Here is a 25,270-nt window from a genome sequence, read left to right as displayed (position 1 = left end):
GCCTGCTCACCGCCCCTGCCACTCTGCCCAGACAATTCCCACCCGCCGCTGCATTTCCGGCACGGCTTTCGGGTGGCCAAGGAACATCTCGACGGGCATCAATTCCCAGCCTTGACCTTCATCCCCAAACCGAATCGCCGAAACTTCGTCTTTGGTCACCAAGCCGCCAAAGAAGACCGAGTTGCGCGTCGCATCCAGCATCGACGGAAACACCCGCCGCCAGACCAGCCGCGCGGGCGGCAGGTGCAGGCCGAACTCCTCGCCCAACTCGCGCAGAAAACACGCTTCGGGGGTTTCATGCGCCTCACGCCCTCCGCCCGGAAGGTCCCACAGCCCGGGCCATGGCAGCCCGGGTCGGTCATCGCGCAAACAGGTCAGGACCGAACCGCCGCAAAACAGCGCGGCCTTTGCCCCGACGAAATCCACCCTAACCTGCCATCAGCGGTCGTCGTTGATGTCGCGGTCCCAGATCTTCACCTGACCCTTCCGGACCCCCACCGTCCGGCGCAGGACCAGCCATGAAATGACCGAGGCGACAGCAAAGATGAAGATCAGTGCCGGAAGTCCGGCGGGTGCTAGGCCAAGACCGACGAGGATACCGGTCAACACGGCGCCAATGGCAAAGCCCAGAAAGATATAGCCGGGTGCCATAACCTCCAGCACCCCCAGCGCAAAGCCAAGGACGACCCAGGCCCACCAGGTGGCCGCTATGCCGTGTATCATCTCAGCCACGTCCTTTCAGCATCTTGAACGCATCGCCAAACGCATCCAAAGCGTTGGCGGGAATCAGGATCGTCTGCTTGCCCTGACCCACGGCCACGGCCTGCAACGCCTCCACCTGCTTCAGCGCCACTTGAAACTGCGCCGCTTCCAGCCCGTTTTCCTTGATCGCCCCGGCGATGACCCCGGTCGCATAGGCCTCGGCATCTGCCGTCACCCGGCGGGCCTTCGCAGCCTGTTCCGCAGCGTAAAGATCAGCATCGGCGGCAAGTTCGACCGACCGCTTCTTGCCCTCGGCCTCCATGACCTGCGCGCGGCGGGCACGTTCGGCGTTCAGCTGCTGCAGCATCGCGGCGCGGGTCTGTTCATCCAGATTGACGTCAAGGATTTCGGCCCGCGTCACCTCCACCCCCCAGTCGTCCACCATGGCGGTCACCTGCTCGCGCACCCGCTCGATCAACTGGGCGCGGTTCGACTGCACCTGGTCCAGTTCCAGCTTGCCGATCTCGCTCCGCACGATCCCGGCAACCGTGGTGGCAATAGCGCCATCGACGTCACGGATGCGGTAGACGGTCTTTTCCGGTTCGGTCACCCGGTAGAACACGCTGGTTTCCACCTTCACCAGCACGTTGTCGGCGGTGATGGCATCCTGACTGGCAGTCGGCAACTGGCGTTCAAGCACCGAAACCTTGTGGGCGATCCGGTCAAGGAACGGCACGACAAAGTTGATCCCCGGCCCAAGCACCGACCGCAGGCGACCAAACCGCTCGACCACATGCTTTTCACTTTGGGGAACGATGCGGACCCCAAGGAAGATGCAGATGATGACAAATGCCGCGATGGCAAGGAACACTGCGTTCCCGCCCAGAAACTGATTGATATCCATCACTACCTCCTGAAACCCGGGCCGCACCCTGGCCCCACGCGCGCAGTCTTGCCACAACGCCCCACCAGCGCAAGCCCCGCAACCCCGACTGGAACCTTGGCCGGACCCTCGACAGCCGCTGCTTGGCCGCTTCCCCCCACCGGCCAAAGGGGGTAGTGTCCCGACGCCCGAAACGGCCCGCTCACGACCGCACCACGATATGGAGACACTCATGACCCAACGCCTGCACCTTGTCTTCGGGGGCGAACTGGTTGACCCGCAGACCAACGTTTTCCGCGATGTCTCCAAGATCCACATCGTCGGGATGTTCCCGAACTATGAAACCGCCTTTTCCGCCTGGAAAGCCGAAGCCCAGCGCACCGTGGACAATGCCCATATGCGCTACTTCATCGCCCATCTTCACCGCCTGCGGGACGAAGAAAAGTCGGGCTCCGCGACCGAGGAAGTTGGACACTGACCCATGTCAGCGTCGCTTGGTCTCAGGCTCTATAATCTTGGCCAACGGCGCGAAGCCGGTCCGGCGACCTCACGCCCGGACCGCCCTGCAGGGGGGCTCGCCTGGCTGCATGCCCCCACCCAAGACCAGGTCAGTCCGATCCTCGCCCTCGCCCGGCGGCTGATCGAAGAGGATGGCGTGGCCGTTCTGATGACCTGCCCGCTCGACCTGCCGCCCCGCGAAGGCGTGATCCACCAACAGCCACCCGTCGATGCACCGGTCGAGGCCCGCGCCTTTCTGGACCATTGGCGTCCCGACATCGTGGTCTTTGCCGAAGGCGAACTTCACCCCGCCGTCGTCCACGAAGCCGCCCAACGGCAGATTCCGCTTTTGCTGGTCAACGGCCGCAACCCGCATTTTCCGCGCGACCGGAATGCCTGGTATCCGGGCCTGATGCGGTCGGCCCTGTCCCGGTTTTCGCGGATCTGCGCCGTTGACGAAGCCTCGGCCCGCGCGTTCCGCAAGGCCGGGGCCGCGCTGTCCACCGTCGCCGTCACCGGCCGGATGGAAGATGAAAGCGCCGCCCTTCCCTGTCTTGAGGCGGAACGCGCCGCCCTCGCGCGCCTGCTCGCCGCCCGACCGGTCTGGTTTGCCGCCGGCCTGCCCGCTTCGGAAGTGGCCGCCGTGATTGCCGCGCAACGGGCGAGCCTGCAACAGGCCCACCGGCTGTTGCTGATCGTGATGCCCGCCGACCCGGCCGATGCCGAACCCCTCGCCAAACGGTTTGAGGATGAGGAAGGCTGGGTGGTCGCCCGGCGCATGCGCGAAGAGGAACCCGACGCCGCGGTTGAGGTGTTCGTCGCCGACAACCCCGCCGAATACGGGCTGTGGTACCGCCTGTCCCCGCTGACCTTTCTGGGCGGCAGCCTCTCTGGCACCGGCCCCATCCGCAACCCGATGGAGCCTGCAGCCCTCGGTTCGGCCATCTTGCATGGCACCCGCACCGGGCAATTTGGCCCGATCTTCGGCCGCCTTGGCGCGGCAAGGGCCACCCGCGCCGTGGCTTCGGCCAATGATCTGGCCGACAGCTTGGGTGATCTCCTTGCCCCCGACCGTGCCGCCCGCCTTGCGCAGGCCGCATGGGCCGTGGCCAGTGATGGCGCCGAAGTGACCGAACGCCTGCTGGTCCAGATTCGCGCCATGATGGACGCCGCGCCATGACGCGGGCTCCGGGCTTCTGGTTCACCAAGCCAGACAGTCCCGCAGTGGCCGCCCGGCTTCTGGCGCCCCTTGGCTGGCTATATGCAGCAGGCACAGCCCGGCGACTGCACCAACCCGGCTACACCCCGCGCATTCCGGTGATCTGCGTCGGGAATCTGGTCGCCGGGGGTGCTGGAAAAACCCCGGTGACGCTGGCCCTTGCCGAACGCCTGCTGTCGCACGGCCATGCGGTGCACATCGTCAGTCGCGGCTATGGCGGCAGCCTTGCCGGCCCGGTTCAGGTCCGCGAAACCCACCACAAAGCAGCCGAAGTCGGGGATGAACCGCTCCTCCTGTCCGCCTTCGCGCCCACTTGGGTGGCCAAGGATCGTGCGGCAGGTGTGCAGGCCGCCGAAGCGGCAGGCGCACAGGTGGTCCTGCTGGACGACGGCTTCCAGAACCCCTCGGTCAAGCCGTCGCTAGGGCTTGTCGTCGTCGACGCCGCGCGCGGCTTTGGCAACGGGCGCTGCATCCCGGCAGGCCCGTTGCGCGAACCGGTGCAAGTGGGTCTGGCCCGCGCCGATCTGGTGGTGGCCATTGGCGGGCCGGGGGCGCAAGCGCAGTTTGCCGACACTTGGGGGCGGCACATCACCCTGCCGCTGGTGACAGGGGAACTTCACCCCCTGCAAACCGGAATGGACTGGCAGGGCCAGCGCCTGTTGGCCTTTGCCGGCATCGCCGATCCCAACCGTTTCTTCACCACCCTCCGCGACCTTGGCGCAAATCTCGTCCGGGGGGAGGCTTTGGCCGACCACGCCCCCCTGTCCGAAACCCTGCTGAAGCGGCTGGAAGCCGAGGCGATGGCAGCAGGCGCCCAACTTGTGACGACCGAGAAAGACGCCGCCCGCCTGCCACCCCATTGGCGCATGCGCGTGCTGACGCTGGTTGTCCGCCTGCAGATCAAGGACTGGACAGCGATGGATGCCGCGTTGGCCCGACTGGGCCTCTGAAGCGATTTCTTCAAAGACATCGCGCCGGAGCCTTCAAAGGCTCCGAACCGGAGTTTTCGAAAACTCCGGCCCGCCGGTCAGCCGTTCTTCCCCAGCACCTCGTCCTGATGCTGCCCCAACCGGGGCGCAGGGCGGTCAAGGCTCAACTCCGCGCCGGAAAACCGCATCGGGCTGCGCACGCCCGGTAATCCTTCGGGCGCAATCTGCATCCCCCGCGCCACGACCTGTGGGTCGGCAAAGACCTCGGCCATGTCGTTGATCGGCCCGGCGGGCACGCCTGCGCCCTCACAGGCCGCCAGAAGGTCGGCCTTGGCCCAGCGCTTCGTCGCCGCGGTCAGCCGTTTGGTCATCGCGGCGCGGTTCTGCACCCGGTCGGCGTTGGTCAGATAGGCGGGGTCCGTCGCCATATCCTCCACCCCCAGCACCTTGCACAGCCGTTGGTATTGCCCGTCATTCCCGGTGGCCAGAATCAGCCAGCCATCCGCGCAGTCGAACACCGCATAGGGGGCAAGGTTCGGATGCGCATTGCCCATCAACCCCGGCGCCTTGCCGGATGCCAGGTAGTTCATCGCCTGATTGGCCATCACGCTGGTCGCGACATCCAGAAGCGCCATGTCGATCTGCTGGCCCTCCCCCGTCCGCCCCCGCTGCACCAGCGCCGCAAGGATCGCCGTTGCGGCATAGACCCCGGTGAACACATCCGTCACCGCCACGCCCACCTTCTGCGGCTGACCATCGGCAGGGCCAGTGACCGACATCAGCCCCGACATGCCCTGAATGATGAAATCATACCCCGCCCTGTGGGCGTAAGGCCCGTCCTGCCCGAAGCCGGTGATGGAACAATACACCAGCCGCGGGTTCACCTGCCGCAGGCTTTCCCAATCCAGCCCGTATTTCGCCAACCCGCCGACCTTGAAGTTCTCGATCAGCACATCCGCATCCGCCACCAGACGACGGACAACCTCTTGCCCCTCCGGCGTGCGGAAATCGCAGGTAATCGACCGCTTCCCCCGGTTCGTCGCATGGAAATAGGCGGCGGTCTTCTCACCCCCCGCCTCAATGAACGGCGGGCCCCAGCGGCGGGTGTCGTCGCCTTCCGGAGCCTCGACTTTGATTACATCCGCGCCAAGATCGGCCAGGGTCTGTCCGGCCCAGGGGCCAGCCAGAATCCGCGCCAGTTCAATGACGCGGATGCCCTCCAGCGGCGCGGTCATCTTACCCGGCCAGCTCGGCGTCGATGATCGCCTTCAGATCGGCATAAGCCATGTTGGAATGCTTCTCGCCGTTGATGATGATCGTCGGCGTGCCCTGCACCCCATCCGCCTCCATGTTGACCTGGAACCGCGCGATCAGCGCCTCCGCCGTCGCCTGATCGTTCAGACAAGCGTCAATCGCCGCCCCATCCAGCCCCGCCGCAATCCCGATCGTCTTGAGGTTCTGCACCACCACCATCGGGTCTTGCGAGGCCGCCCATTCCGCCTGCTGGTCAAACAGCATGTCGTGAATGCCGAAATACCGCATCTCACCACCACAGCGCGCCACCATCGCGGCCCACAGGCCATAACGGTCGAAATACACCTCCCGCAGGGTGAAATGCACCTTGCCGGTGTCGATGTAATCGCGCTTCAGGTCCTTGAACACCGTCGCATGGAACGTCGCGCAATGCGGGCAGGTGAAGCTGGCGTATTCCACGATCTTCACCGGCGCATCGGGTGACCCCATCGAGTAATCCGTCAGGTCAGCCGCAGCCTCCTGCGCCACGACAGGAGAGGCAGCCATCGCGGCGGCAAGGGCGATCATCGCCCGGCGGTTCAGTTTCAGCATCGTTGAACGTCCTTTGTCATTCGGTTCCGTCAGGATCGGGGGCGAGATAAGATGTTTTGCGCCAATTGTTCAAGGGCGGCACGCAAGGCCGGGTCCCCCACGCCTTCGGCCACGCCCTGCGCACGGGCCAATATGGCGGGGTCCGGGGCGGGCACGGGCTTCACCTTGGGAGCCGGCGCGAAATCGGCCTGCCCCTCGGCAAAGCCGGTGGCAGCGGTCTGCGTCAGGTGGATGTGGCTGACGGCAGCATAGCCATAGACCGCGTTCACCCGGTCCTTCAGATGCGGCAGCGCCATCTGCACCATCGGCGCCTCGGCGGCCTTGACCAACAGCGTCAGCGTCGCCCCCATCCCGCCCTTGCCATAGCCGATCTTCACCGGCCGGGTCTTTCCCGCCAGATCCTCGCCCGCCACTTCGGCCCAATGCGTCAACAGCCGCGCCACGGCAAAGCCCCGCGTCTCGCCCACGGCGCGGACCGGGGCCTTCACCAGCCCGCCCGCAGGTTCAAACCCGCGTTGGCGGCGCTGTGGGCTGGGATCGGGCAGCGGTTTGCGCACCATGGTGTCCTTATCCTTCAATGCCCATTCTATAGCACCCGGCCCGCCCCGCCAGTGCCGGATGCGCAGCGACCATAAAGATTGCGTGACGCGCAGGTGATCTGCCCTCTGGCACCGGCCCCACACCCGGCTATGTTCAGACCCTGACCACAAGGATCACAAGTGACCGACCTCAGCGCCCAGCTTCTGCAGTGGTACGACCGCCACGCCCGCGTCATGCCGTGGCGCACAGCCCCGCAGGACCGCGCGGCAGGCATCCGCCCCGACCCCTACCGCGTCTGGCTGTCCGAGGTGATGCTGCAGCAAACCACAGTGGCGGCGGTCAAGGACTACTTCCACCGCTTCACCGCCCGCTGGCCAACCGTCACCGCCCTCGCCGCCGCCGAAGATGCGCAGGTGATGGGCGAATGGGCGGGCCTTGGCTACTACGCCCGCGCCCGCAACCTTCTGAAATGCGCCCGCGCGGTGGTGGCCGATCACGGCGGCCAGTTCCCCACCACTCGCGCGGGTCTGCTGACCCTGCCCGGCATCGGCCCCTATACCGCGTCAGCCATCTCCGCCATCGCCCATGACGAAGCCGCCACCGTCGTCGATGGCAACGTCGAACGTGTGATGTCCCGCCTTTACCGCGTTGAAACGCCCCTGCCTGCCGCCAAGCCCGAACTGACCGCGCTCGCGGAAGGCCTGACCCCCACCCAGCGCCCGGGTGACTATGCCCAAGCGGTGATGGACCTTGGCGCCACGATCTGCACCCCGCGCAACCCCGCCTGCGGCATCTGCCCGTGGAACCACGCCTGCCTTGCCCGGGCCGAAGGCGTGCAGGCCGACCTACCGCGCAAGACCCCCAAGGCTGACAAGCCCCTGCGGCGCGGCACGCTTTGGCTTGGTCATTCCAACGGCGCGTGGCTGCTGGAAACCCGTCCGGAACGCGGCCTGCTGGGCGGCATGCTGGGCTTTCCCGGCGACGGATGGGATGGCGCGGGCGGCCCCGCCCCGGCCAATGCCGACTGGCAACCGCTGGGAGAGGTGCGCCACACCTTCACCCATTTCCACCTTATCCTGCAGGTCATGGTCGCCCGGATCGACGGCCCCCCCCAACGGGGCGATTGGGTGACCCCAAACGCCTTTCGCCCCGCCGACCTTCCCACCGTGATGCGCAAGGCCTATGATCTGGCCCGCGACAGCATGAATGGTTGAGAAACCGCCGCGTCCAAAGGATACTCCCGCCAGCTTGTCAGTGGACCCGCCATGCCCAACCCGCCCACCCAGACGCTTGGTTTCCTGAACGCCCTGCCCTTCTGGTTTGCGCTGGGAATGGTGCCTTTGGCGGTGATCGGTGCCACGCAGGGCGGCTGGTATACCGCGCTGGTCCCCGGCTGTTCGATCCTGTTCTACTCCCTGCTGGACGCGGTGACCGGGCTGAACGAACGCAACGCCGATCCGCAATCGGAAGACAGCCTGTTCTGGTACCGCCTGCTGACGCTGGTGTGGTTCCCGATCCAGATGCTGATCCTGTTCGGCACGATCTGGTACGCCACCCGCGCCGACCATCTTGGCGCGCTGGAACTGGGCGTGCTGTTCTTCGGCATCGGCATCCTGACGGGCACCATCGGTATCAACTACAGCCACGAGTTGATGCACCAGAAGTCGCGGGTGGAGCGGTGGCTGGGCGATCTGTTGCTGGCCTCGGTCCTGTATTCGCATTTCCGGTCGGAACATCTGCGGGTGCATCACCTGCATGTCGGCACCCCGCGCGACCCGGTGACCGCGCGCTATAACGAAGGCTTCCACCGCTTTTTCCCCCGCGTGCTGTGGTCCTGCCCGCAATCGGCCTTCAAGGCCGAGGTGGCGCTTCTGGCCCGCCGTGGCCTGCCATGGTGGCACCGCACCAACCCCTTCTGGCGCTATGCCGCCTTGCAGGTCGGGATGCTTACCCTCGCCTTCGCCTTGGGCGGGAGGCTGGGTCTGGGCCTTTTCGTCTATCAGGCGGCAGTGGCGATCTGGCAGCTTGAGGCGGTGAATTATGTCGAACATTACGGGCTCACCCGCCGCCACCTCGGGAACGGCAAGTACGAACATGTCCGCCCCCACCACAGCTGGAACGCCGCGCATACGGCGTCAAACTGGCTCCTGATCAACCTGCAGCGCCACTCCGATCACCACTACAAGCCCGACCGAAGGTTTCCGCTCCTGCAGACCTATTCGACGGAGGAAGCCCCCCAGCTTCCGCTTGGCTATCCGCTGATGGTCTTCGTGGCGATGAACCCACCCCTGTGGAAGCGGGTCATGAACCCGCGGGTCAAGGCGTGGCGCAAGCTGCATTATCCTGACATCACCGACTGGCACCCCTACAACAAGGCGCTGAACCCGGTGGCGGTCTAAGGTTAACAACTCCTGAACAGGTGGCCCTTAAGCCATTGATATTGCTAGAGGGGAGCAGTGTCCCTGCCCGGGACACCCCCCTCCAGCCTAGCAGACCACCTCGATCAGCCGTGGCCCCCGCTGCCCCATAGCCTCGGCAAAGGCGGCGTTGAACCCGGCCATATCGGTGACCCTGACGCCCGCCACCCCATGCCCCTTGGCCAGCGCCACCCAGTCCAGCGTCGGTTCCACCACGTCAAACATCCGCACCACGTTGCGGCCCACCTCGGTCACCCCGACCGCCGCCAATTCGTCCCGCAGGATCTGGTAGCCCCGGTTGGCAAAGATCACCACCGTCACATCCAGCCCCTCACGCGCCATCGTCCAGAGGGATTGCAGCGTATACATCCCCGACCCGTCCCCCTCCAGCACCACCACCTTGCGGTCCGGGCAAGCCACCGCCGCCCCTACGGCATTGGGCAGGCCAAAGCCGATGGAGCCCCCCGTGATCGTCAGCGCATCATGGCCCCGCGCCCGCTTCAGCCCCGGCGCAAGGTGGGATGAGGCTGAGATCCCTTCATCCACCACGATGGAATCGTCCGGCATCAGGGCAGCAATCGCCTCGCCCACGCTGGCAAGGGTCAGCGGGCCCTCGGGCAGGGCGGGATGGTCCGGGGGCATGAAATCCTCGGGCCCAAGCTCGGCCTCACCGATCTCAGCGGCAAGGGCCTGAAGGGTCCATTCGATGTCCATCTCGCGGGTGCACAGGTCGATGAGACGGGTGTCAGGATCATCCGGGGTCGACGGCAGGTTCGGGTAGGCGAAGAACCCCGCAGGTCGGGTGGTGCCGCAAAGCACCAACGCCGGCGCGCCCGCCATCAGGTTGAGGTTGTCCTCGATCCGGTAGGCCATGCGTTCGATCTTCACCGCCCCCGCACCCCGGCGGAAACGGCTGACGAAGAAGGGCTGCATCAACCGCGCCCCGGCGGCCTTGGTCAGCCGCTTGGCCAACAGCCCAAGATCGGACCACAGGACCGGCCCATCGACCAGCAACACCGCCCCGGGCTGACGCAAGGCGCGCGCGGCGGCGGCGATTTCTTCGGCTGACGGGCGCTGCAGGCGGGGCGGAGGCGGGGCCACGGCATAGCCCTCGGCCGCATCCCAGGCCATGTTCGCCGGCAGGATCAGCGTTGCGATCTGGCCGTTCTTGCCGCGCGCCGCCTGCACCGCTTCGGCTGCATCCCCGGCAACCCGCCCCGGTTCCGCGCAGACCCGCGTCCAGTGCGAGACCGTCCGGCTGATCCCGACCGTGTCGCCCTTCAACGGAGCCTCGAAGCGGAGGTGATAATCCGCATGGTCGCCCATGATGTTGACCACCCCGCTTTGCGCCTTCCTTGCGTTGTGAAGGTTGGCGAACGCGTTGCCAAAGCCCGGGGCAAGGTGGAGGAGGGTCGCCGAAACCTCGCCGCTCATCCGGTAGAACCCGTCCGCCGCGCCCGAAACGCCGCCCTCGAACAGGCAGAGGATGCAGCGCATGTCGGGGTGCCGGTCCAGTGCTGCAACAAAGTGCATTTCCGACGTTCCGGGGTTGGCAAAACAGACCCGCACACCGCTGGCCAGCAGCGTCTTCACCAGGGTTTCGGCACCGTTCATTCCGTCGAGTCCTTCTTGGTCTGGTCGTGTCCCGCTTCGGCTTTTTTGCGCATGCGTGCCTCACGTCGGGCGTCGCGCAGTTTCTGATAGGCGGCGATTGCCTTCAGACTTAACCAATATCCGCTTGTCGCAGCAACGACACCCATTGCAAGCCCGCCCACCAGATAGGGCAGAAAAATCCCGTTGAAAAAGCGGTCAAGCCGATCCCAGTTCGTGACATCGTCGGTAAAGACGGCCCGGACGTTGCGAAAGATCTCGTCCCCGGCCTGACCGAAGGTGGTCATGATCTGCGTGATCGGCACGCCAAGATCCCGCGTTCCCAGCAGGGCGTGGCCAAGGTCAATCGACAGGATCGCGATGAACGGGAAGGTCAGCGGGTTGCCCACCGCCGTGCCGATCAGCGAGGCGATGACGTTGCCCCTGATCAGCATGGCCAGAAACACGGCCAGAAAGAAGTGCAGCCCGAAAAGCGGCGTGAAGGATGCGAGGATGCCACAGGCGATACCGCGCGCGATCCGGTGGGGTGCGTCGGGAATCCGGGTCAGGCGGTGGCGCATGTAGCTGAACGCCCGCCGCCAGCCGCCGGGCGGCAAGACCAATGCACGCGCCTCGCTCAGCACGCCTTGCGGATTGCGCCTTCGAAAAACCATGCCCTCTCCCGCCAAGACCTTTTTGGGGATAGGCAACATCCGGGCCGGGATCAACCGGTGTGTCAAACCGATTCAAATCGGGATGTGTCCCAGCACTTCGCGGGCCTTGGGGCGGCCCTAATTCCCATCAATCACCGTCAGACCGCCACACTTTTGCCGCGCTGGAAACGCTCATTGTCATGGTAAAGGTGGTCTAGGCGTCGGAGGATTGTCCATGAAACCTGGAGCAGAAGTCGTGCCATTCGGGACGGACCACAGGGAAACATCCACTTTGGCACCGCTGCGGCGGGTGACCCTGATTGTGCCGGTCTTCAACGAAGAGGATGGCATCACGGCGTTTCTGGACAAGGTATCGCCGGTGATGGAGGACCTTCGGTTGCTGGTGTCCTTCGACATCCTGTTTGTCAACGACGGCAGCCGCGATGCCACCGAACGGCGCATCATGGCCGAAGCGGCAAAGCGCACCGATATCTCGTTGATCAACCTGTCACGCAACTTCGGCAAGGAGGCCGCCCTGATCGCCGGGCTGAACCACGCCACGGGCGACGCGGTGATCCCGCTGGACGTTGACCTGCAAGACCCGCCTGAGGTCATGCGCGAAATGATCGACCGCTGGATCGCCGGGGCCAGGGTGGTCAACGCCCGCCGGTCGCGGCGCAACGGCGACACCTGGCTGAAGGCCCGGTCGGCCAACGCCTTCTACCGCATCTTCAACGCCCTGTCCGAACAGCCGATCCCGCGCGATGTGGGCGACTTTCGTCTGATGGACCGCGAGGTGGTGCAGGTCATCAACAAGATGGGCGAACGGTCGCGCTGCAACAAATCGCTGTTTTCCTGGGTGGGGTTCGAGACCGAGGAAGTCACCTATGAACGCCCGGCCCGCGAGATCGGCCAGACGCGCTGGTCGTACTGGAAACTGTGGAAGCTGGCGCTGGACGCGATCTTTTCGTCATCGACCCTGCCGCTGCGGATCTGGACCTATTTCGGGATGCTGATGGCCATGCTGTCGCTGGCCTATTCCTTGTTCGTCGTCGTCCGCACGCTGATCTTCGGGAACGATGTGCCGGGTTATGCGTCGACCGTGATCCTGATTCTGGTCTTCGGCGGGCTGAACATGTTCGCACTGGGGATCATCGGCGAATACGTCGGACGGATCTATACCGAGGTGCGCCAACGCCCGCTTTACGTCATCCGGTCGCAGCACGTCTCGGCCAAGGCGGACGTGTAGGAGGATGCGCGCGGCCCGTTGCACGGTTGAACGGCAGGCAAGGCGCGGTTCGTCCTCCACCGCTTGGTCTTTGGCCAGTGCCGGCGTGATCGGGTGGCACCCGGGATCGCGCCAAAATGCGCTGCGCCGCTGACCAGCGACCGTGCCAATAAAGGACTGACCCGGAATGTTCGTGCAAGTCATCAAGTTTGGTGGGGTCGGCATCCTGGCAACCTTGGTCCATGTCTTCACGGCCTTGGCCGCCCGGTCCTTGCTTCACGTTGAGGTGCAGCAGGCCAACCTGATCGGCTTCGCCTTGGCCTTTGTCGTTTCCTACACCGGCCACGCGCGGGTGACATTCAACGCCCCAATGCGGTCAGGCCAGCAGATCTACCGCTTTGCCTTGGTGGCGCTGACTGGGTTTGCAGCCAGCAGCGCGACTGTCTGGGCGGTGACCGGCCCAATGGGGTTAAGCTTTCCGGTGGCCATGGCTGCCGTCGCCGTGATTGTTCCCGCGATCAGTTTTGTCGCCATGCGGATGTGGGTGTTTACCGCTGCACCCAAGGCGAGCCTTGGCCTTTTGCCAGATCTGGCGCTGGTGGCTGCGATTGCGCTGGCCGTGCTTGCCGTCTTCTGGGGGCGGCTGGTGAACCACGACATAGCCTGGTTCCTGTTCGCCACGCGCGATTGGCTGGCCGGCGCGCAGCTTTACGTTGATATCATTGAGGTGAACCCGCCGCTGGCTTTCTACCTGACAGTGCCGGGCCTGCGTCTTGCAGACCTGCTGGGGATTACCGACCAGCAAGGGCACTATGTTGCCACATCGCTGCTGCTGGCCATCGGATTGGTGTGGAGCGGTCGGATTCTGCTTGCCGCCCACGACATGGCCACACCCCGGCGATTGGCCTTTCTGTTCGGAACGGCCTTGGCCGTGCTGTTGCCATCGCTGAACGGTTTTGGCCAACGCGACCAGATTTTGGTGATCTCTTTCCTGCCTTGGGCGTTGATTGAGGCGGCACCCCGTCCAACGCGCCGGGGGCAGACTTTGGCGGCGGCGCTGTTCGCAGCCATCGGCATGTGCCTGAAGCCGCATTTCGTGGTCTTGCCACTGGCGGTCACGATCCTCAACTGCATCGAGACGCGGTCGTTTCGGCCCGTTCTGGCTCCGGCCAATATGGTCTTTCTGGCGACTGGCGTTGCCTATGTCGGCTATGTCTGGGCGGTGCACCCGGCCTACCTGCTGCAGATCGCCCCGACCGCAACCTGGGTCTACGGGGCGTATGGCAAACCAGTGCTGGAAGTGGTGTCAGGACTGGGCCCCAGCATGGGTGTCTTTGCGCTTCTGGTCGCTGTCGCCTATCGCAGCGGGGCAATGAGCCGTGAGGTGCGGCTGTTCGTGGCTTTGGCTTCTGGGGGTCTTGTGACCTATTTCCTGCAAAGCACCGGTTTCAGCTACCACAAAGTCCCGTTCCTGACCTTCACCGCAGTGGCCGCGTTCTTTCTTCTACTTCAGAGAGATCGTTCCCGGGGAGTTGCCGCACTTGCCGGTCTGGCAGCAGCGGCCGTCGCCGTCTTGGGGCTGCAACAGGGGTTCTATCGCAACAACGCCATTCCCGAGATCACCGAAGTCACGGACGAACTTGGCCCAATCAAGCAGCTTATGACCATCAGCAGCCATGTTTACACCGGGCCTCCGGTCGCATTTGCAATTGGTGCGAATTGGGTAAGCCGTTATCCGGCAAACTGGCTGGTTCCCGGGGCCATCAACCGTCTGGACAAGACAGACTGCGTGTCTGAGGCCCCGATCTGTGACCGTCTTCGCGAGATAGCCGCCCGCAACCGAACGGGAAACATCCTTGATATCACCCGCTTGCAGCCGGACCTGATCATCGTTGACCGTAACTCTGGCTACTTCGACTCGCCTCCTTTCGACTGGATCGCCTTCATGGCGGAAGATCCTGCATGGGATGCCGTGTTTGCGCAGTATCACCAAGCCGCGGTTTCAAGCCGTTTCCTGTATTTCATGCGGAACCGCTAATTGAAAAAACCCCGCCGTGACATCACGGCGGGGCAGGTGTCCCCCAGGCGGTCCGGGGGACAGGCGTGACTGTGAAACTTAATGCGTGGGGCGGGTATCCGCCTCCATCTCGGCGCGGATCTGCTGGCGCAGGATGTCGATCGGCACCATCTTGCCGTCGCGCTTGAAGTGCCAGTAGGTCCAGCCGTTACAGCTTGGCGCGCCTTCCAGTGCCGCGCCCACCTGATGGATGCTGCCCTTGACGTCATTGCCGATCAGCGTGCCATCGGCGCGGACCTTGGCCTTGTGGCGGTTGCCAAGGCTGAACAACTCCTCGCCCGGGCGCAGCATGCCACGTTCGACGACCTGGCCAAAGGGCACTCGCGGTTCGGCGCGTTTTGATCCGGTGATTTCCAGCGCGCTTGCGTCAAAGCGGCGGACGCGGTCGATGCGGGTTTGCGCAGCCTTGCGGTAGGCTTCTTCGCGCTCGATCCCGATGAAATCGCGGCCCAGCATCTTGGCAACGGCCCCGGTGGTGCCCGTGCCGAAGAAGGGGTCCAGCACCACATCGCCCGGGTTGGTGGTGGCCACCATGATCCGGTGCAGCAAGCTTTCCGGCTTCTGCGTCGGATGCGCCTTGTCGCCGTTTTCGTCCTTCAGCCGCTCATGCCCGGTGCAGATCGGCAGCACCCAGTCCGACCGCATCTGGATGCCATCGTTCAGGGCCTTCAGCGCCTCATAGTTGAAGGTGTATTTCGACGCTTCATCCCGGCTGGCCCAGATCAGCGTTTCATGGGCATTGGTCAGCCGCTTGCCCTTGAAGTTCGGCATCGGGTTCGACTTGCGCCAGACCACATCGTTCAGAAGCCAGAAGCCTTGGTCCTGCAGCACCGCGCCAAGCCGGAAGATGTTGTGATAGCTGCCGATCACCCAGATCGCCCCGTTCGGCTTCAGCAGGCGTTTGGCGGCGGCCAGCCACTGGCGGGTGAAGTGGTCATAGGCGGCAAAGCTGGAAAACTGGTCCCAGTGGTCATTCACGGCGTCGACCAGCGAATTGTCGGGCCGGTGCAGTTCACCCTTGAGCTGCAGGTTGTACGGGGGGTCGGCGAAGATCAGGTCAACGCTGCCGGCGGGCAGGCTGTTCATCACGTCGATGCAATCTCCAGACATGATCTGGTTAAGCGGCAGCGCTTGCGCCACCGGAGCCGTTTTCGTCGCCATTCTCTGCCTCTGCGTCGGCATCGTTTGTGTGCCGATCTTGAAGCAGAGGATGAGTCACAGATGATTCGGCGTCAAATTCTTTATTGAATCAAGGGGTTACAGAAATCTCTTGATACAATATGTTGTGGACGGGGCGGAATGAACGTCTATGCCAAGGGGTCACACCAAGATTTAGCAGCGCCGCCAGATGCGCCTTGGTGGGGTAACCGGCGTTCACTTCCCAGCCGTATCCGGGGTGCTGTTGCGCCAAATCCACCATGATCCGATCCCGCGTCACTTTCGCCACGATCGAGGCGGCTGCGATCGACAGGCATTTGGCATCGCCCTTGACGATGGCCGTCGCTTTGCAGCCCAGCCCGCAGGGGATCATATTGCCGTCGATCAGTGCATGATCGGCAGACAGCCCCGCCACCGCGCGCTCCATCGCCAGATGACTGGCGCGCAGGATGTTCAGGGTGTCGATCTCCTCGACAGTGGCATGGGCGACGCAGATTGTGGCCGTGGCGGTGATCTCCTGAAAAAGCGCCTCACGCCGGGCGGCCGTCAACAGCTTGGAATCGTGCAGGCCCTTCGGAATGCGGTCGGGATCCAGCCGGACCGCGCAGGCCGTGACCGGCCCTGCCAGCGGCCCGCGGCCCGCCTCATCCACCCCCACAACCAGACTGGCCCCTGCAGTCAGGGTCGCGGTCTCATAGCTGAAATCGGGGTCAGGATGACGCATCCCAGCGCGATATACCGGATCGCGCTGCGGAAAAAGGGGGTGAAAGCTGCTCACCCTTCCACCCCCCAGGCTTGGGCGGGGTTCAAGGGCACCCCCGCCCGAACGCGCATGGGGCTTATCGCCCGGAAAGCCGGAACCCGGCATTCCGCAGGCATTGTGCGGAAAAGACCCGATCCGCCCGGCCGAAGACGCGCGCTTCATTAGCACAGTTGCGCGGCAGACGCTGGGTGAACCCTTCGCGCCGCAGGCAGTTTTCCGAATACAGGCTGACTGACCGCTGCGCCCCGTCGATGGAAATCTCACAGACCGAAGGCACCCGCTTTTGCTTGACAGGTTCGTACCTATCCCGCGGCTCTGCATCCAACTCGTTCACGATGGCCCCGACAACCAGCGCCGCAATCAGCGCCTTGGCCAGATCATCCTTCTTGTCGGCCTTGGCTGGCATTGCCGCCCCAAGCACCAGCGCCAGCACAAGCGCGCCCCCCGTCAGCCCGGTTGCGAAACGGCGACCCGAGATGCCACTTTCCCCAACCCCGCGCGAAGCGATGCTTTTTGACTTGCTTCTGAATTCGACGGACATTCCGGCCTCCTGTTTGACTTTGGGTCTTTGGTCACCGAAATGCGCCAGCTTGCACATCCCGGTTTCTGACCCCGATGCCCAACCCTCTCCCCCTGCCGATGCCGTAAGCAATAACACCCCCCTGCTAAGCCATAACACTGGGGCGGACGGGCGTTGCTATCCGATAGCAAGGGCGGAAAAAGCGTTGTGATATTGAATATCAGACTGCCCGCGCGCATTCTTTGGTGGTAATCGAGCAGCCTCCCACCCGGAGCGGAAAAAATGAAAAGACTACTGACCGCAACCGCCCTTGCGCTGGCCCTTGCCGGGCCTGCCGCGGCGGAATGCTATGCGGACTACAAGGCCAAACGCGATGAGCCCTTGAAGCTGCACTACGGTGTGGCGCAGGTATCGGACGGCAATTGTTCGCCCGGAGCAGCCGAAGGCGAATTGGCGCCGAGGCTGGCACGCGATGGCTGGACGTTGCTGAACGTTCTGTCCACATTCGGCGCCGACGGTCTTGAGGAAAGGAAAGCAAGTGCCGGAGCCTATTTCCTCCGTTACTGAAAGCCTCAAGGCGGGCAACCGCGTGGTTGCCTTCGGTATCGCCGCCATCGTCCTGATCCTGCTGGGCGCGGCCCTGTTCCTGTTTCTCAACCTGCCCGATGCGAACGCTTTCAACGCCAAGGTCGAACGGATCTTCGTGGAAAACGACGATCTGAATACTTTGGCCGAGATCAAGCTGCTGGAAATCCTGGCCCAGTCCGGGACCTCGTTTTCCGAAGTTCTGGCCAGCTATCGCAGCGTGATCTTCGTGCTGCTGGTCTTCTCCACCGCCCTCCTGATCGCGACACTGGTGTTTCTTGTCACCATCATCGCGCTGAACCGCCGTATCTCGGCGATCCAGCGGTCCGGCATTCAGGTGGCCAGCCTGATGATCAGCCGCGAGGCGCGGGCGGTCTATATCAACGATCTGGAATTCGCCCTGACCGAGGCCGCGCTGGAAACCCTGTCGGTCCTTGCCGAAGCCCGCATGGATGATGAGGTGCTGACCGGCGCCCAGATCGAGGCGGTGATCTCTGGCCGGAATGAGGCGGACTGCGACGAGGCGGCTGGTGCCACCCGCGTCAAGCGCCTGCGTGACACGCTGGGCAACCAGCTGGTGTCAGAGCTTCTGGTCAAGACCATCGCGCGGCGCGGCTATGTGCTGGCAGTGGGCAAGGAAACCATCCGGATGATCTGACACCGATGATCCGAAACGCAGAAAGCCCGGACCTTGCGGCCCGGGCTTTCTGTTGTGGTGGTGAGCCGGACAGGATTCGAACCTGTGACCCGCTGATTAAAAGTCAGCTGCTCTACCAACTGAGCTACCGGCCCCACGAGGCGCGTGATTAGGCAAGGCCGTCCCGGGGGTCAAGGGCAAAAACGTGCGGCTCTGGCAAAAGCGGTCAGGTGGGCGTATATGGCCCAGCATGAAAGACAACGCAGCGCCAGGCGGCCTGCCGTTCATGAAAATGCACGGTGCAGGCAATGACTTCGTGGTGATCGACCTGCGCGGGCGCGGGCCGGTGACTGGCGCAGTCATGACGCCCGGTCTGGCCCGCGCGATTGGCGACCGGAACCGGGGCGTGGGCTTTGACCAGCTTGCCGAGATCACGGATGCTGACGGGGCCGACTTCGGGCTGGTGTTCTGGAACAGTGACGGCACGCAGGCCGGGGCCTGCGGCAACGCCACCCGCTGCGTGGCCGATCATGTGATGCGCGGGCTGGGGGTGGAGCAAGTGTCCCTCGTCACCGCGCGCGGTGGGCTGCGGGCGGAGCGGGCAGCGGATGGCCGGATCTGGGTGAACATGGGCCATCCACAACTGGACTGGGCATCGATCCCCCTGTCGCAAGAGGTGGACCACCTGCACTTGCCCCTTGCCGGTGATCCGGTGGCGGTGGGGATGGGCAACCCGCATTGCGTGCACTTCGTACCGGATGCCGAGGCCGTCGACCTTGCCATCCTTGGCCCGCAGATCGAACATGCCCCCCTGTTCCCCCAGCGCACGAATGTCGAATTTGCCTCCCTGATCTCGCCCTGCCGGATGCGGATGCGCGTGTGGGAGCGGGGGACCGGGATCACCCTCGCCTGCGGATCGGGGGCTTGTGCTACGGCGGTGGCAGCACATCTGCGGGGCATGATCGGCCCAAGGGTCGCGCTGGAAGTGGACGGCGGTGAGCTGGAGGTGGACTGGCGTGACGATGGCGTCTGGCTGACCGGCCCCGTCGCGCGGGTGTTCGACGGCGTGCTGTCTGCCGACTATGTGGCCGCCCACCGATGAACGCGCCGGTTTTCGCGACGCTGGGCTGCCGTCTGAACGCCTATGAGACGGAAGCGATGAAGGACCTCGCCACCGCCGCAGGCCTGTCGGATGCGGTCATCGTCAACACCTGCGCCGTCACGGCCGAGGCGGTGCGGAAGGCCAAGCAGGAAATCCGCCGCCTGTCGCGGGAAAACCCCGGCGCGTCGATCATCGTCACGGGTTGCGCCGCGCAGACCGAGCCTGAGACCTTTGCCGCCATGCCGGAAGTGGCCCGGGTGGTCGGCAACCACGAAAAGATGCAAGCCTCAACCTGGACTGGCCTTGCAGCCCCGGACCTGATCGGGGTGACCGAGCGGGTGCAGGTTGATGACATCATGTCGGTGCGGGAAACGGCGGGCCACCTCATCGACGGCTTTGGCCGCCACCGCGCCTATGTGCAGGTTCAGAACGGCTGCGACCACCGCTGCACCTTCTGCATCATTCCCTATGGCCGGGGCAACTCGCGGTCGGTTCCGGCGGGTGTGGTGGTGGAGCAGATCCAGAGGCTGGTGGACCGGGGGTTCAACGAGGTGGTGCTGACCGGGGTTGACCTGACCAGTTGGGGGGCTGACCTCCCTGCCACGCCGCGCCTTGGGGATCTCGTGCGCCGGATCCTTCGGCTGACAACGATCCCGCGCCTGCGGATATCCTCCATCGACTCGATCGAAGCCGACCCCGCGCTGATGGAGGCGATCGCGACCGAGCCGCGACTGATGCCGCATCTGCACCTGTCGCTGCAGGCCGGGGATGATCTGATCCTGAAGCGGATGAAACGCCGCCACCTGCGGGATGATGCCATCCGGTTCTGTGAAGAGGCGCGCAGCCTTCGGCCCGACATGGTCTTCGGCGCGGACATCATCGCTGGCTTCCCGACCGAGACCGAGGCGATGTTCCAGCAATCGCTGAAGCTGGTGGAGGAGTGCGGGCTGACCTTCCTGCATGTCTTCCCCTACTCGGCCCGCAAGGGCACCCCGGCGGCGCGGATGCCGGCGGTGCGGGGGCCGGAGATCAAGGACCGGGCCGCAAGATTGCGGGCGGCGGGGGATGTGGCCTTGGGGCGGCATCTTCGGGGGCAGGTGGGGAAGGTCCACCGGGTACTGACTGAGGGGGCACGGGTCGGCCGGACCGAGGGGTTCGCCGAGGTTGCCTTTGCCACGGACCAGCCGGAGGGGGCCATTCTGGACGTCAGGGCCTTGGGTCAGGACGGGGCGCGGCTGTTGGCCTGACGGTGATGTCCCGGGCAGGGACATTTGAAGTTTTCCATGATTTCAATGCGTTACGGTGCGCCATTTACCAGGTGTTAGGGTTTTGCGGTCTTCCTGCGGGCGTCTGAAAGACCGGCAGGACTGCCCCTTAGCCCCGGATCGTATCGCCCGCCTGAAGCGTGGGGAACAGCTCCGTCACTTGCGCCTCTGCCGGCGCGTCGGCGATCAGTTGGGCGGCGCGGCGGCCAATTTCCAGCCTGCAGGCGTCCATTGAGGCAAGCTTGCGCGGCAGACCATCGAGTAGCTCTACCCCGTTGAAGCCCGCCAGACCGATCTTGCCCGGAACGTCGAGGCCGGCGGCAAGGCAATGGAGCAGGCCCCCAGCGCCGATCATGTCGTTCGAATAGTAGAGGAAATCCACATCGGGGGATCGGGCAAGGACCGCGGCGGTCATCTCGCGCCCCTTCAGCAGTGCCGAACCGCCCGAGTAGTATTCGCGGTCCACCAGCGATTGGCCCGCCTTGGCCAACGCCTCTTCAAACCCGGCGAGCCGTTTCTTGGCGCGGTGGTCGTTCGGCATTTGCGTGCCGAGAAAGGCGATGCGGCGGTAGCCTGCGGCAAGGATCGCCTCGGCCATCTGACGCCCGGCGCGGCGGTGGGAGATGCCGACGGCATGGTTGATGGGGTCACCGTCGATATCCATGATCTCGACGATGGGGATGCCGGCACGGGCCAGCATGGCGCGGGCGGCGTCGGTGTGTTCCAGCCCTGCGATGATCATTCCCGAAGGCCGCCAGGACAGCATTTCGTAGATCACCGACTCTTCGCGGTCGGGCTGGTAGTTGGTGACGCCAACAACCGGTTGCAGGCCGGTGCCATCAAGGACGGCAGAGATGCCGGTCATCACCTCGGGGAAGACCATGTTCGACAGGGACGGGATGACGACGCCAACCAGATTGACCCGCTGCGAGGCCAAGGCCCCTGCGATCTTGTTCGGGACGTAGCCAAGGGCACGCGCGGCCTCCAGCACTTTTTCGCGGGTCGGGGCCGAGACGTCGCCCCGGTTGCGCAGCACGCGGGAGACGGTCATTTCCGAGACGCCAGAGGCTTCGGACACGTCACGCAGTGTCAGGGTATGGCGCGGGTCGGGGATGGGTTTGGTCAATGCAAGGTTCCGGCGCGGGCTTGGGATACCCTTTGTTAGCGCCAAAGGCCGGGCTTGTCCAAGGCGCATTCATCTGATACTGCTAGCGCTAACAGCCACCGGTGCTGGCCATATCCTGCGTATCCAAGACAAGCTCTCAACCCGGATGCGACGGACCAAGGGGGGGTAGTGGGCCAAAACTTGCCTCCCCTTTTCTTTTCCCCCGCCTCGCCTTTTCTTTTCCCCGATTGCCTTGACCCGTTGCCTTGTGGCGCATTTCGACGCATGACGGGCAGTGACTGGCTCCGTAGCTCAGGGGATAGAGCGGCCGCCTCCTAAGCGGCAGGTCGATGGTTCGAATCCATCCGGGGTCACCATCCTGATTGGTGCGCAATGACCCGACAACCTTTGGTGCAAGCGTTTCTGGCGGCCTCGGATGTTTCGCTGCGGGCGGCCCGGGTTGGGCGCGTGGCAGAGACGGTGATCGAACGCTGGGACGCGTCGGTCGGCAGGCCGGGTGGGGAACCGGCGCGGCTCCCGGTGTGCGACTGGGTGGGTGTGGCGCTGGCGGGCGTGCAAGGGCCGCGGGCGGGGCTGGCTGTGGCCTTTGCGGGGATTGAAGGACAGCTGGCATGGGCGCGGCGAGGGTCTGCGGACCCATCGGATGCAGCGTTCTGGAACGGGCACGCCAATGCGGTGATCCTTGGGCCGGGCGGGCTTGAGACGCGGGATGACCTGTGGGTCGGCGTCACGGTGATGGCCCCGGGCGTGCGCTATGCCGACCACCACCACGCACCGGAGGAGGTTTATCTGTCGCTGACGCCGGGGGAATGGTGGAACGCGGCGATGGACTGGACCGACCCCGGCCCGAACGGGTTCATCTACAACCCGCCGGGAATCGCGCATGCGATGCGGTCGGGCGCGGGGCCGTTTCTGGCCTTGTGGTACCTGCCCTTGTAAGTGTGGGCGCCGGAATTTTTGAGAATTCCGGACCGGAGCCTTTGAAGGCTCCGGTGCGATTTCTTTGAAGAAATCGGTCAGCTGAGCGTTCGTTCAGAAATCCAGATTCTCAACGCTGAGGGCGTTGTCCTGGATAAAGGCGCGCCGGGGTTCGACCACATCACCCATGAGCTTGGAAAAGATGTCGTCGGCTTCCGCCAGATCATCGACCTTGACCTGCAGCAACGTGCGCGCCTCGGGGTCAAGCGTGGTTTCCCACAGCTGTTCGGGGTTCATTTCGCCCAAGCCCTTGTAGCGCTGCAGGGTCAGGCCCTTTTCCCCTTCGGCCAGAATGGATTTGAGCAGGTCGATGGGGCCATGAACAAGCTGCTCACGGTCCTTGCGGACAAGGCGTGCGGGGTCGCGGTAGACATCGCGGGTGTCCTGCGAAATGGCCGACAGGCGACGCGCCTCGCCCGAGCGGAGGACGGCGCCGTCAAGCGTGCGCAACTCCTCAACCCCGCGGAGGATGCGGGACAGGCGGATGCCATGATCCTGCGTGATGCGACCGGACCAACCGGTTTCATATTCGGCCGCGATCAGGTTCAGGCGCCGTGCCACCGTATCGGCCACGGCCTGCAGATCGGCATCTGCCCGGCCAGCGTCGAACGCCCCGGCAAGCGCAGCCTGTTCCAGAATACCGCGCGGATAGTTGGTGGGGAAAGCCTCCAGCACGCGGCGGAACTGGCGCGCGCCTTCGATGACGCGCTGCAGGTCGGCCCCGGCCAGTTCCTCACCGTTGCCAAGGCGCAGGATCGTGCCTTCGATCCCCATCTCGATCAGATATTCTTCCAGACCGGCCTGATCCTTGATGTAAACCTCGGACTTGCCGCGGGCGACTTTGTAAAGCGGCGGCTGCGCGATGTAGAGGTAGCCCCCTTCGATCAGCTGCGGCATCTGGCGGAAGAAGAAGGTCAGGATCAGCGTCCGGATATGCGCGCCGTCAACGTCGGCGTCGGTCATTATGACGACCTTGTGGTAGCGCAACTTCTTGATATCAAACTCATCCCGGCCAATGCCGGTGCCAAGTGCGGTGATCAGCGTGCCGATTTCCTGTGAGGCCAGCATCCGGTCAAAACGCGCGCGTTCGACGTTCAGGATCTTGCCTTTGAGCGGCAGGACCGCTTGATTGGCGCGGCTGCGGCCCTGTTTGGCAGAGCCGCCGGCGCTGTCACCCTCGACCAGGAAGAGTTCCGACTTCGCCGGGTCACGTTCCTGACAGTCGGCCAGCTTGCCGGGCAGGCTGGCGACGTCAAGCGCGGTCTTGCGGCGGGTCAGTTCGCGTGCCTTGCGGGCGGCTTCGCGGGCCATTGCGGCCTCAATGATCTTGCCGACGATCGACCGGGCGTGGACGGGGTTTTCCTCAAACCATTCGGCCAGCTTTTCGTTCACAAGGTTTTCGACGGCGGGGCGGACTTCGGAGGAGACCAGCTTGTCTTTCGTCTGGCTGGAGAACTTCGGGTCGGGCACCTTGACGGAGAGCACGCAGGTCAGCCCTTCGCGGGCGTCGTCGCCGGTGAAGTCGATCTTCTCACGCTTGGCGATGCCGGAGGATTGGGCGTAGTTGGTGATCGTCCGGGTCAAAGCGCCCCGGAAACCGGCCATATGGGTGCCGCCATCGCGCTGCGGGATGTTGTTTGTGAACGGAAGGACGGTTTCGTGATAGCTGTCGTTCCACCACATCGCCACTTCGACGCCGATACCGTTGCGTTCGCCAATCATGTAGATCGGTTCGGGCATGACGGCGGTCTTGGACCGGTCGATGTACTTGACGAATTCGCGCACGCCGCCTTCGTAGAACAGCTCCACCCGCTGGGGTTCGGCGTGGCGTTCGTCTTCGATGATGATCCGCACGCCTGAGTTCAGGAAAGCCAGTTCGCGCAGCCGATGTTCCAGCGTCTTGAAGCTGTAATCGAGGTTGCTGAACGTGCCTTCTGGAATGTTGGACTTGGCCGATGCAAGGAATCGGACCTCGGTTCCACGCATGCCGGGGGCGGGGCCAACTTCGTGCACATGGACCACGCAATCGCCATGTTCGAAGCGCGCGCGGTATTCCTTGTCGTTGCGCCAGACGGTCAGTTCCAGCCATTCGCTGAGGGCGTTGACGACCGAAACGCCCACGCCATGCAGACCGCCGGAGACCTTGTAGGCGTTGCCGCCCTCATCCGTGTTGTTGAATTTCCCGCCAGCGTGGAGCTGGGTCATGATGACCTCTGCCGCCGAAACGCCCTCTTCCTGATGGATGTCGACGGGGATGCCGCGGCCATTGTCGCGCACGGAAACAGAGTCATCGGCGTGGATTTTCACGGTGACGGCGGTGGCGTGACCGGCCAGCGCCTCATCAATTCCGTTGTCGACGACTTCGTAGACCATGTGGTGCAGGCCCGAGCCGTCATCGGTGTCACCGATATACATGCCGGGGCGCTTGCGAACCGCCTCTAATCCCTTGAGAACCTTAATAGAATCAGCGCCGTATTCGGCCATGTTCTTGGGCTGGTCAGCCATGCGTGGGAAACCCTGATAATTGTCCGCGATTTATAGCGGTTTGGGGGGGC

At 64.3% G+C, this 25,270-nt stretch carries 25 protein-coding genes and 2 tRNA genes; 13 read left to right on the top strand and 14 right to left on the bottom strand.

Annotation, left to right across the window (positions count from 1 at the left end; translation table 11 throughout):
• Positions 1 to 6: 6 nt before the first annotated feature.
• From EI545_RS12010 to EI545_RS12000, 3 genes are read right to left on the bottom strand one after another with little or no spacing between them, the layout of a single operon-like run.
• A complete protein-coding gene (locus EI545_RS12010; protein WP_125325695.1) occupies positions 7 to 426 on the bottom strand; it encodes an NUDIX hydrolase in 420 nt (139 codons plus the stop codon).
• Between the two features lie 12 nt (positions 427 to 438).
• Positions 439 to 723: an NfeD family protein gene (locus EI545_RS12005; protein WP_125327441.1), complete on the bottom strand. Its 285-nt coding sequence runs from the start codon at positions 721 to 723 to the stop codon at positions 439 to 441.
• 1 nt (position 724) lies between these two features.
• Complete coding sequence (locus EI545_RS12000; RefSeq protein WP_125325694.1) at positions 725 to 1,606, bottom strand: SPFH domain-containing protein; 882 nt, start codon at positions 1,604 to 1,606, stop codon at positions 725 to 727.
• 211 nt (positions 1,607 to 1,817) lie between these two features.
• On the opposite strand from EI545_RS12000, the gene EI545_RS11995 reads away from it, so the two are divergent.
• From EI545_RS11995 to lpxK, 3 genes are read left to right on the top strand one after another with little or no spacing between them, the layout of a single operon-like run.
• A complete protein-coding gene (locus EI545_RS11995; protein ID WP_125325693.1) occupies positions 1,818 to 2,063 on the top strand; it encodes a DUF4170 domain-containing protein in 246 nt (81 codons plus the stop codon).
• Between the two features lie 3 nt (positions 2,064 to 2,066).
• Positions 2,067 to 3,263: a 3-deoxy-D-manno-octulosonic acid transferase gene (locus tag EI545_RS11990; protein ID WP_125325692.1), complete on the top strand. Its 1,197-nt coding sequence runs from the start codon at positions 2,067 to 2,069 to the stop codon at positions 3,261 to 3,263.
• Positions 3,260 to 4,252 carry a tetraacyldisaccharide 4'-kinase gene (gene lpxK, locus EI545_RS11985; protein ID WP_125325691.1) on the top strand — a complete coding sequence of 331 codons (993 nt, stop codon included), beginning with the start codon at positions 3,260 to 3,262 and terminating at the stop codon, positions 4,250 to 4,252. Before EI545_RS11990 ends, lpxK begins: the two co-directional genes overlap by 4 nt.
• A gap of 77 nt (positions 4,253 to 4,329) precedes the next feature.
• On the opposite strand, the gene EI545_RS11980 is transcribed toward lpxK, so the two are convergent.
• The 3 genes from EI545_RS11980 to EI545_RS11970 are packed head-to-tail and all read right to left on the bottom strand — an operon-like array spanning position 4,330 to position 6,636.
• The gene (locus EI545_RS11980) at positions 4,330 to 5,466 is read right to left on the bottom strand and encodes a CaiB/BaiF CoA transferase family protein (RefSeq protein ID WP_125325690.1); all 1,137 of its coding nucleotides are present in this window, start codon (positions 5,464 to 5,466) and stop codon (positions 4,330 to 4,332) included.
• Between the two features lies 1 nt (position 5,467).
• Complete coding sequence (locus EI545_RS11975; protein ID WP_125325689.1) at positions 5,468 to 6,076, bottom strand: DsbA family protein; 609 nt, start codon at positions 6,074 to 6,076, stop codon at positions 5,468 to 5,470.
• A gap of 29 nt (positions 6,077 to 6,105) precedes the next feature.
• Entirely contained in the window at positions 6,106 to 6,636 is a 531-nt protein-coding gene (locus EI545_RS11970) for a DUF721 domain-containing protein (RefSeq protein WP_125325688.1), read from the bottom strand.
• A 213-nt stretch (positions 6,637 to 6,849) separates the two neighbouring features.
• Here EI545_RS11970 and EI545_RS11965 point away from each other — a divergent pair, with 213 nt between their 5' ends.
• Positions 6,850 to 7,830 (top strand): A/G-specific adenine glycosylase, encoded by a 981-nt coding sequence (locus tag EI545_RS11965; protein WP_125327439.1) that lies wholly within the window; start codon positions 6,850 to 6,852, stop codon positions 7,828 to 7,830.
• 51 nt (positions 7,831 to 7,881) lie between these two features.
• Positions 7,882 to 9,015: an alkane 1-monooxygenase gene (locus EI545_RS11960; RefSeq protein ID WP_125325687.1), complete on the top strand. Its 1,134-nt coding sequence runs from the start codon at positions 7,882 to 7,884 to the stop codon at positions 9,013 to 9,015.
• A gap of 87 nt (positions 9,016 to 9,102) precedes the next feature.
• On the opposite strand, the gene EI545_RS11955 is transcribed toward EI545_RS11960, so the two are convergent.
• Together EI545_RS11955 and EI545_RS11950 are read right to left on the bottom strand one after the other, a co-directional pair.
• Positions 9,103 to 10,647, bottom strand: a complete 1,545-nt coding sequence (locus EI545_RS11955) for an acetolactate synthase large subunit (RefSeq protein WP_125325686.1) — start codon at positions 10,645 to 10,647, stop codon at positions 9,103 to 9,105.
• Positions 10,644 to 11,297 carry a DUF2062 domain-containing protein gene (locus EI545_RS11950; RefSeq protein ID WP_164517279.1) on the bottom strand — a complete coding sequence of 218 codons (654 nt, stop codon included), beginning with the start codon at positions 11,295 to 11,297 and terminating at the stop codon, positions 10,644 to 10,646. The genes EI545_RS11955 and EI545_RS11950 overlap by 4 nt, the downstream gene beginning before the upstream one ends.
• A 214-nt stretch (positions 11,298 to 11,511) precedes the next feature.
• Here EI545_RS11950 and EI545_RS11945 point away from each other — a divergent pair, with 214 nt between their 5' ends.
• Together EI545_RS11945 and EI545_RS11940 are read left to right on the top strand one after the other, a co-directional pair.
• Complete coding sequence (locus EI545_RS11945; RefSeq protein WP_125325684.1) at positions 11,512 to 12,525, top strand: glycosyltransferase family 2 protein; 1,014 nt, start codon at positions 11,512 to 11,514, stop codon at positions 12,523 to 12,525.
• Positions 12,526 to 12,691: 166 nt separating this feature from the next.
• Complete coding sequence (locus EI545_RS11940; protein WP_125325683.1) at positions 12,692 to 14,542, top strand: GtrA family protein; 1,851 nt, start codon at positions 12,692 to 12,694, stop codon at positions 14,540 to 14,542.
• Between the two features lie 78 nt (positions 14,543 to 14,620).
• Here EI545_RS11940 and EI545_RS11935 read toward each other — a convergent pair whose 3' ends face one another.
• The 3 genes from EI545_RS11935 to EI545_RS11925 all read right to left on the bottom strand — a co-directional run bounded on the left by EI545_RS11935 (position 14,621) and on the right by EI545_RS11925 (position 17,043).
• Positions 14,621 to 15,742, bottom strand: a complete 1,122-nt coding sequence (locus EI545_RS11935; RefSeq protein ID WP_125325682.1) for a site-specific DNA-methyltransferase — start codon at positions 15,740 to 15,742, stop codon at positions 14,621 to 14,623.
• Positions 15,743 to 15,830: 88 nt separating this feature from the next.
• On the bottom strand, positions 15,831 to 16,463 hold the full coding sequence (locus EI545_RS11930) for a ribonuclease HII (RefSeq protein ID WP_125325681.1): 633 nt from the start codon (positions 16,461 to 16,463) through the stop codon (positions 15,831 to 15,833).
• A gap of 115 nt (positions 16,464 to 16,578) precedes the next feature.
• On the bottom strand, positions 16,579 to 17,043 hold the full coding sequence (locus EI545_RS11925) for a hypothetical protein (protein ID WP_125325680.1): 465 nt from the start codon (positions 17,041 to 17,043) through the stop codon (positions 16,579 to 16,581).
• Between the two features lie 261 nt (positions 17,044 to 17,304).
• On the opposite strand from EI545_RS11925, the gene EI545_RS11920 reads away from it, so the two are divergent.
• Together EI545_RS11920 and EI545_RS11915 are read left to right on the top strand one after the other, a co-directional pair.
• Positions 17,305 to 17,589, top strand: a complete 285-nt coding sequence (locus tag EI545_RS11920) for a hypothetical protein (protein WP_125325679.1) — start codon at positions 17,305 to 17,307, stop codon at positions 17,587 to 17,589.
• Positions 17,561 to 18,265, top strand: a complete 705-nt coding sequence (locus EI545_RS11915) for a winged helix-turn-helix domain-containing protein (protein ID WP_125325678.1) — start codon at positions 17,561 to 17,563, stop codon at positions 18,263 to 18,265. The genes EI545_RS11920 and EI545_RS11915 overlap by 29 nt, the downstream gene beginning before the upstream one ends.
• A 58-nt stretch (positions 18,266 to 18,323) precedes the next feature.
• Here the strand turns inward: EI545_RS11915 and EI545_RS11910 are convergent.
• Positions 18,324 to 18,399, bottom strand: a tRNA-Lys gene (locus EI545_RS11910).
• 95 nt (positions 18,400 to 18,494) lie between these two features.
• Between EI545_RS11910 and dapF the strand changes: the two genes are divergently transcribed.
• Together dapF and mtaB are read left to right on the top strand one after the other, a co-directional pair.
• Positions 18,495 to 19,346 carry a diaminopimelate epimerase gene (dapF, locus tag EI545_RS11905; protein ID WP_125325677.1) on the top strand — a complete coding sequence of 284 codons (852 nt, stop codon included), beginning with the start codon at positions 18,495 to 18,497 and terminating at the stop codon, positions 19,344 to 19,346.
• A complete protein-coding gene (mtaB, locus tag EI545_RS11900; protein WP_125325676.1) occupies positions 19,343 to 20,593 on the top strand; it encodes a tRNA (N(6)-L-threonylcarbamoyladenosine(37)-C(2))-methylthiotransferase MtaB in 1,251 nt (416 codons plus the stop codon). Before dapF ends, mtaB begins: the two co-directional genes overlap by 4 nt.
• Positions 20,594 to 20,720: 127 nt before the next feature.
• On the opposite strand, the gene EI545_RS11895 is transcribed toward mtaB, so the two are convergent.
• On the bottom strand, positions 20,721 to 21,662 hold the full coding sequence (locus tag EI545_RS11895) for a LacI family DNA-binding transcriptional regulator (RefSeq protein WP_245990370.1): 942 nt from the start codon (positions 21,660 to 21,662) through the stop codon (positions 20,721 to 20,723).
• 355 nt (positions 21,663 to 22,017) lie between these two features.
• On the opposite strand from EI545_RS11895, the gene EI545_RS11890 reads away from it, so the two are divergent.
• Both EI545_RS11890 and EI545_RS11885 read left to right on the top strand, forming a co-directional pair.
• Positions 22,018 to 22,093: transfer RNA gene (locus EI545_RS11890), tRNA-Arg, on the top strand.
• A gap of 16 nt (positions 22,094 to 22,109) precedes the next feature.
• Entirely contained in the window at positions 22,110 to 22,676 is a 567-nt protein-coding gene (locus EI545_RS11885; RefSeq protein WP_125325674.1) for a dimethylsulfonioproprionate lyase family protein, read from the top strand.
• A 93-nt stretch (positions 22,677 to 22,769) separates the two neighbouring features.
• Here EI545_RS11885 and gyrB read toward each other — a convergent pair whose 3' ends face one another.
• Positions 22,770 to 25,220: a DNA topoisomerase (ATP-hydrolyzing) subunit B gene (gene gyrB, locus EI545_RS11880; RefSeq protein WP_125325673.1), complete on the bottom strand. Its 2,451-nt coding sequence runs from the start codon at positions 25,218 to 25,220 to the stop codon at positions 22,770 to 22,772.
• Positions 25,221 to 25,270 lie beyond the last annotated feature (50 nt).

Origin of the sequence: Tabrizicola piscis (assembly GCF_003940805.1) — a bacterium.
Taxonomy (GTDB): Bacteria; Pseudomonadota; Alphaproteobacteria; order Rhodobacterales; family Rhodobacteraceae; genus Tabrizicola; species Tabrizicola piscis.
This window is presented reverse-complemented; position numbering and strand designations above follow the sequence as displayed.

Bases quoted from the DNA above. Each gene is read 5' to 3' on its own strand.
- EI545_RS12005 (WP_125327441.1), bottom strand. From the start codon at position 723: ATGATACACGGCATAGCGGCCACCTGGTGGGCCTGGGTCGTCCTTGGC.
- EI545_RS12000 (WP_125325694.1), bottom strand. From the start codon at position 1,606: ATGGATATCAATCAGTTTCTGGGCGGGAACGCAGTGTTCCTTGCCATC.
- EI545_RS11995 (WP_125325693.1), top strand. From the start codon at position 1,818: ATGACCCAACGCCTGCACCTTGTCTTCGGGGGCGAACTGGTTGACCCG.
- EI545_RS11990 (WP_125325692.1), top strand. From the start codon at position 2,067: ATGTCAGCGTCGCTTGGTCTCAGGCTCTATAATCTTGGCCAACGGCGC.
- lpxK (WP_125325691.1), top strand. From the start codon at position 3,260: ATGACGCGGGCTCCGGGCTTCTGGTTCACCAAGCCAGACAGTCCCGCA.
- EI545_RS11980 (WP_125325690.1), bottom strand. From the start codon at position 5,466: ATGACCGCGCCGCTGGAGGGCATCCGCGTCATTGAACTGGCGCGGATT.
- EI545_RS11975 (WP_125325689.1), bottom strand. From the start codon at position 6,076: ATGCTGAAACTGAACCGCCGGGCGATGATCGCCCTTGCCGCCGCGATG.
- EI545_RS11970 (WP_125325688.1), bottom strand. From the start codon at position 6,636: ATGGTGCGCAAACCGCTGCCCGATCCCAGCCCACAGCGCCGCCAACGC.
- EI545_RS11965 (WP_125327439.1), top strand. From the start codon at position 6,850: ATGCCGTGGCGCACAGCCCCGCAGGACCGCGCGGCAGGCATCCGCCCC.
- EI545_RS11960 (WP_125325687.1), top strand. From the start codon at position 7,882: ATGCCCAACCCGCCCACCCAGACGCTTGGTTTCCTGAACGCCCTGCCC.
- EI545_RS11955 (WP_125325686.1), bottom strand. From the start codon at position 10,647: ATGAACGGTGCCGAAACCCTGGTGAAGACGCTGCTGGCCAGCGGTGTG.
- EI545_RS11950 (WP_164517279.1), bottom strand. From the start codon at position 11,297: ATGGTTTTTCGAAGGCGCAATCCGCAAGGCGTGCTGAGCGAGGCGCGT.
- EI545_RS11945 (WP_125325684.1), top strand. From the start codon at position 11,512: ATGAAACCTGGAGCAGAAGTCGTGCCATTCGGGACGGACCACAGGGAA.
- EI545_RS11940 (WP_125325683.1), top strand. From the start codon at position 12,692: ATGTTCGTGCAAGTCATCAAGTTTGGTGGGGTCGGCATCCTGGCAACC.
- EI545_RS11935 (WP_125325682.1), bottom strand. From the start codon at position 15,742: ATGGCGACGAAAACGGCTCCGGTGGCGCAAGCGCTGCCGCTTAACCAG.
- EI545_RS11930 (WP_125325681.1), bottom strand. From the start codon at position 16,463: ATGCGTCATCCTGACCCCGATTTCAGCTATGAGACCGCGACCCTGACT.
- EI545_RS11925 (WP_125325680.1), bottom strand. From the start codon at position 17,043: ATGTCCGTCGAATTCAGAAGCAAGTCAAAAAGCATCGCTTCGCGCGGG.
- EI545_RS11920 (WP_125325679.1), top strand. From the start codon at position 17,305: ATGAAAAGACTACTGACCGCAACCGCCCTTGCGCTGGCCCTTGCCGGG.
- dapF (WP_125325677.1), top strand. From the start codon at position 18,495: ATGAAAGACAACGCAGCGCCAGGCGGCCTGCCGTTCATGAAAATGCAC.
- mtaB (WP_125325676.1), top strand. From the start codon at position 19,343: ATGAACGCGCCGGTTTTCGCGACGCTGGGCTGCCGTCTGAACGCCTAT.
- EI545_RS11895 (WP_245990370.1), bottom strand. From the start codon at position 21,662: ATGACCGTCTCCCGCGTGCTGCGCAACCGGGGCGACGTCTCGGCCCCG.
- EI545_RS11885 (WP_125325674.1), top strand. From the start codon at position 22,110: ATGACCCGACAACCTTTGGTGCAAGCGTTTCTGGCGGCCTCGGATGTT.
- gyrB (WP_125325673.1), bottom strand. From the start codon at position 25,220: ATGGCTGACCAGCCCAAGAACATGGCCGAATACGGCGCTGATTCTATT.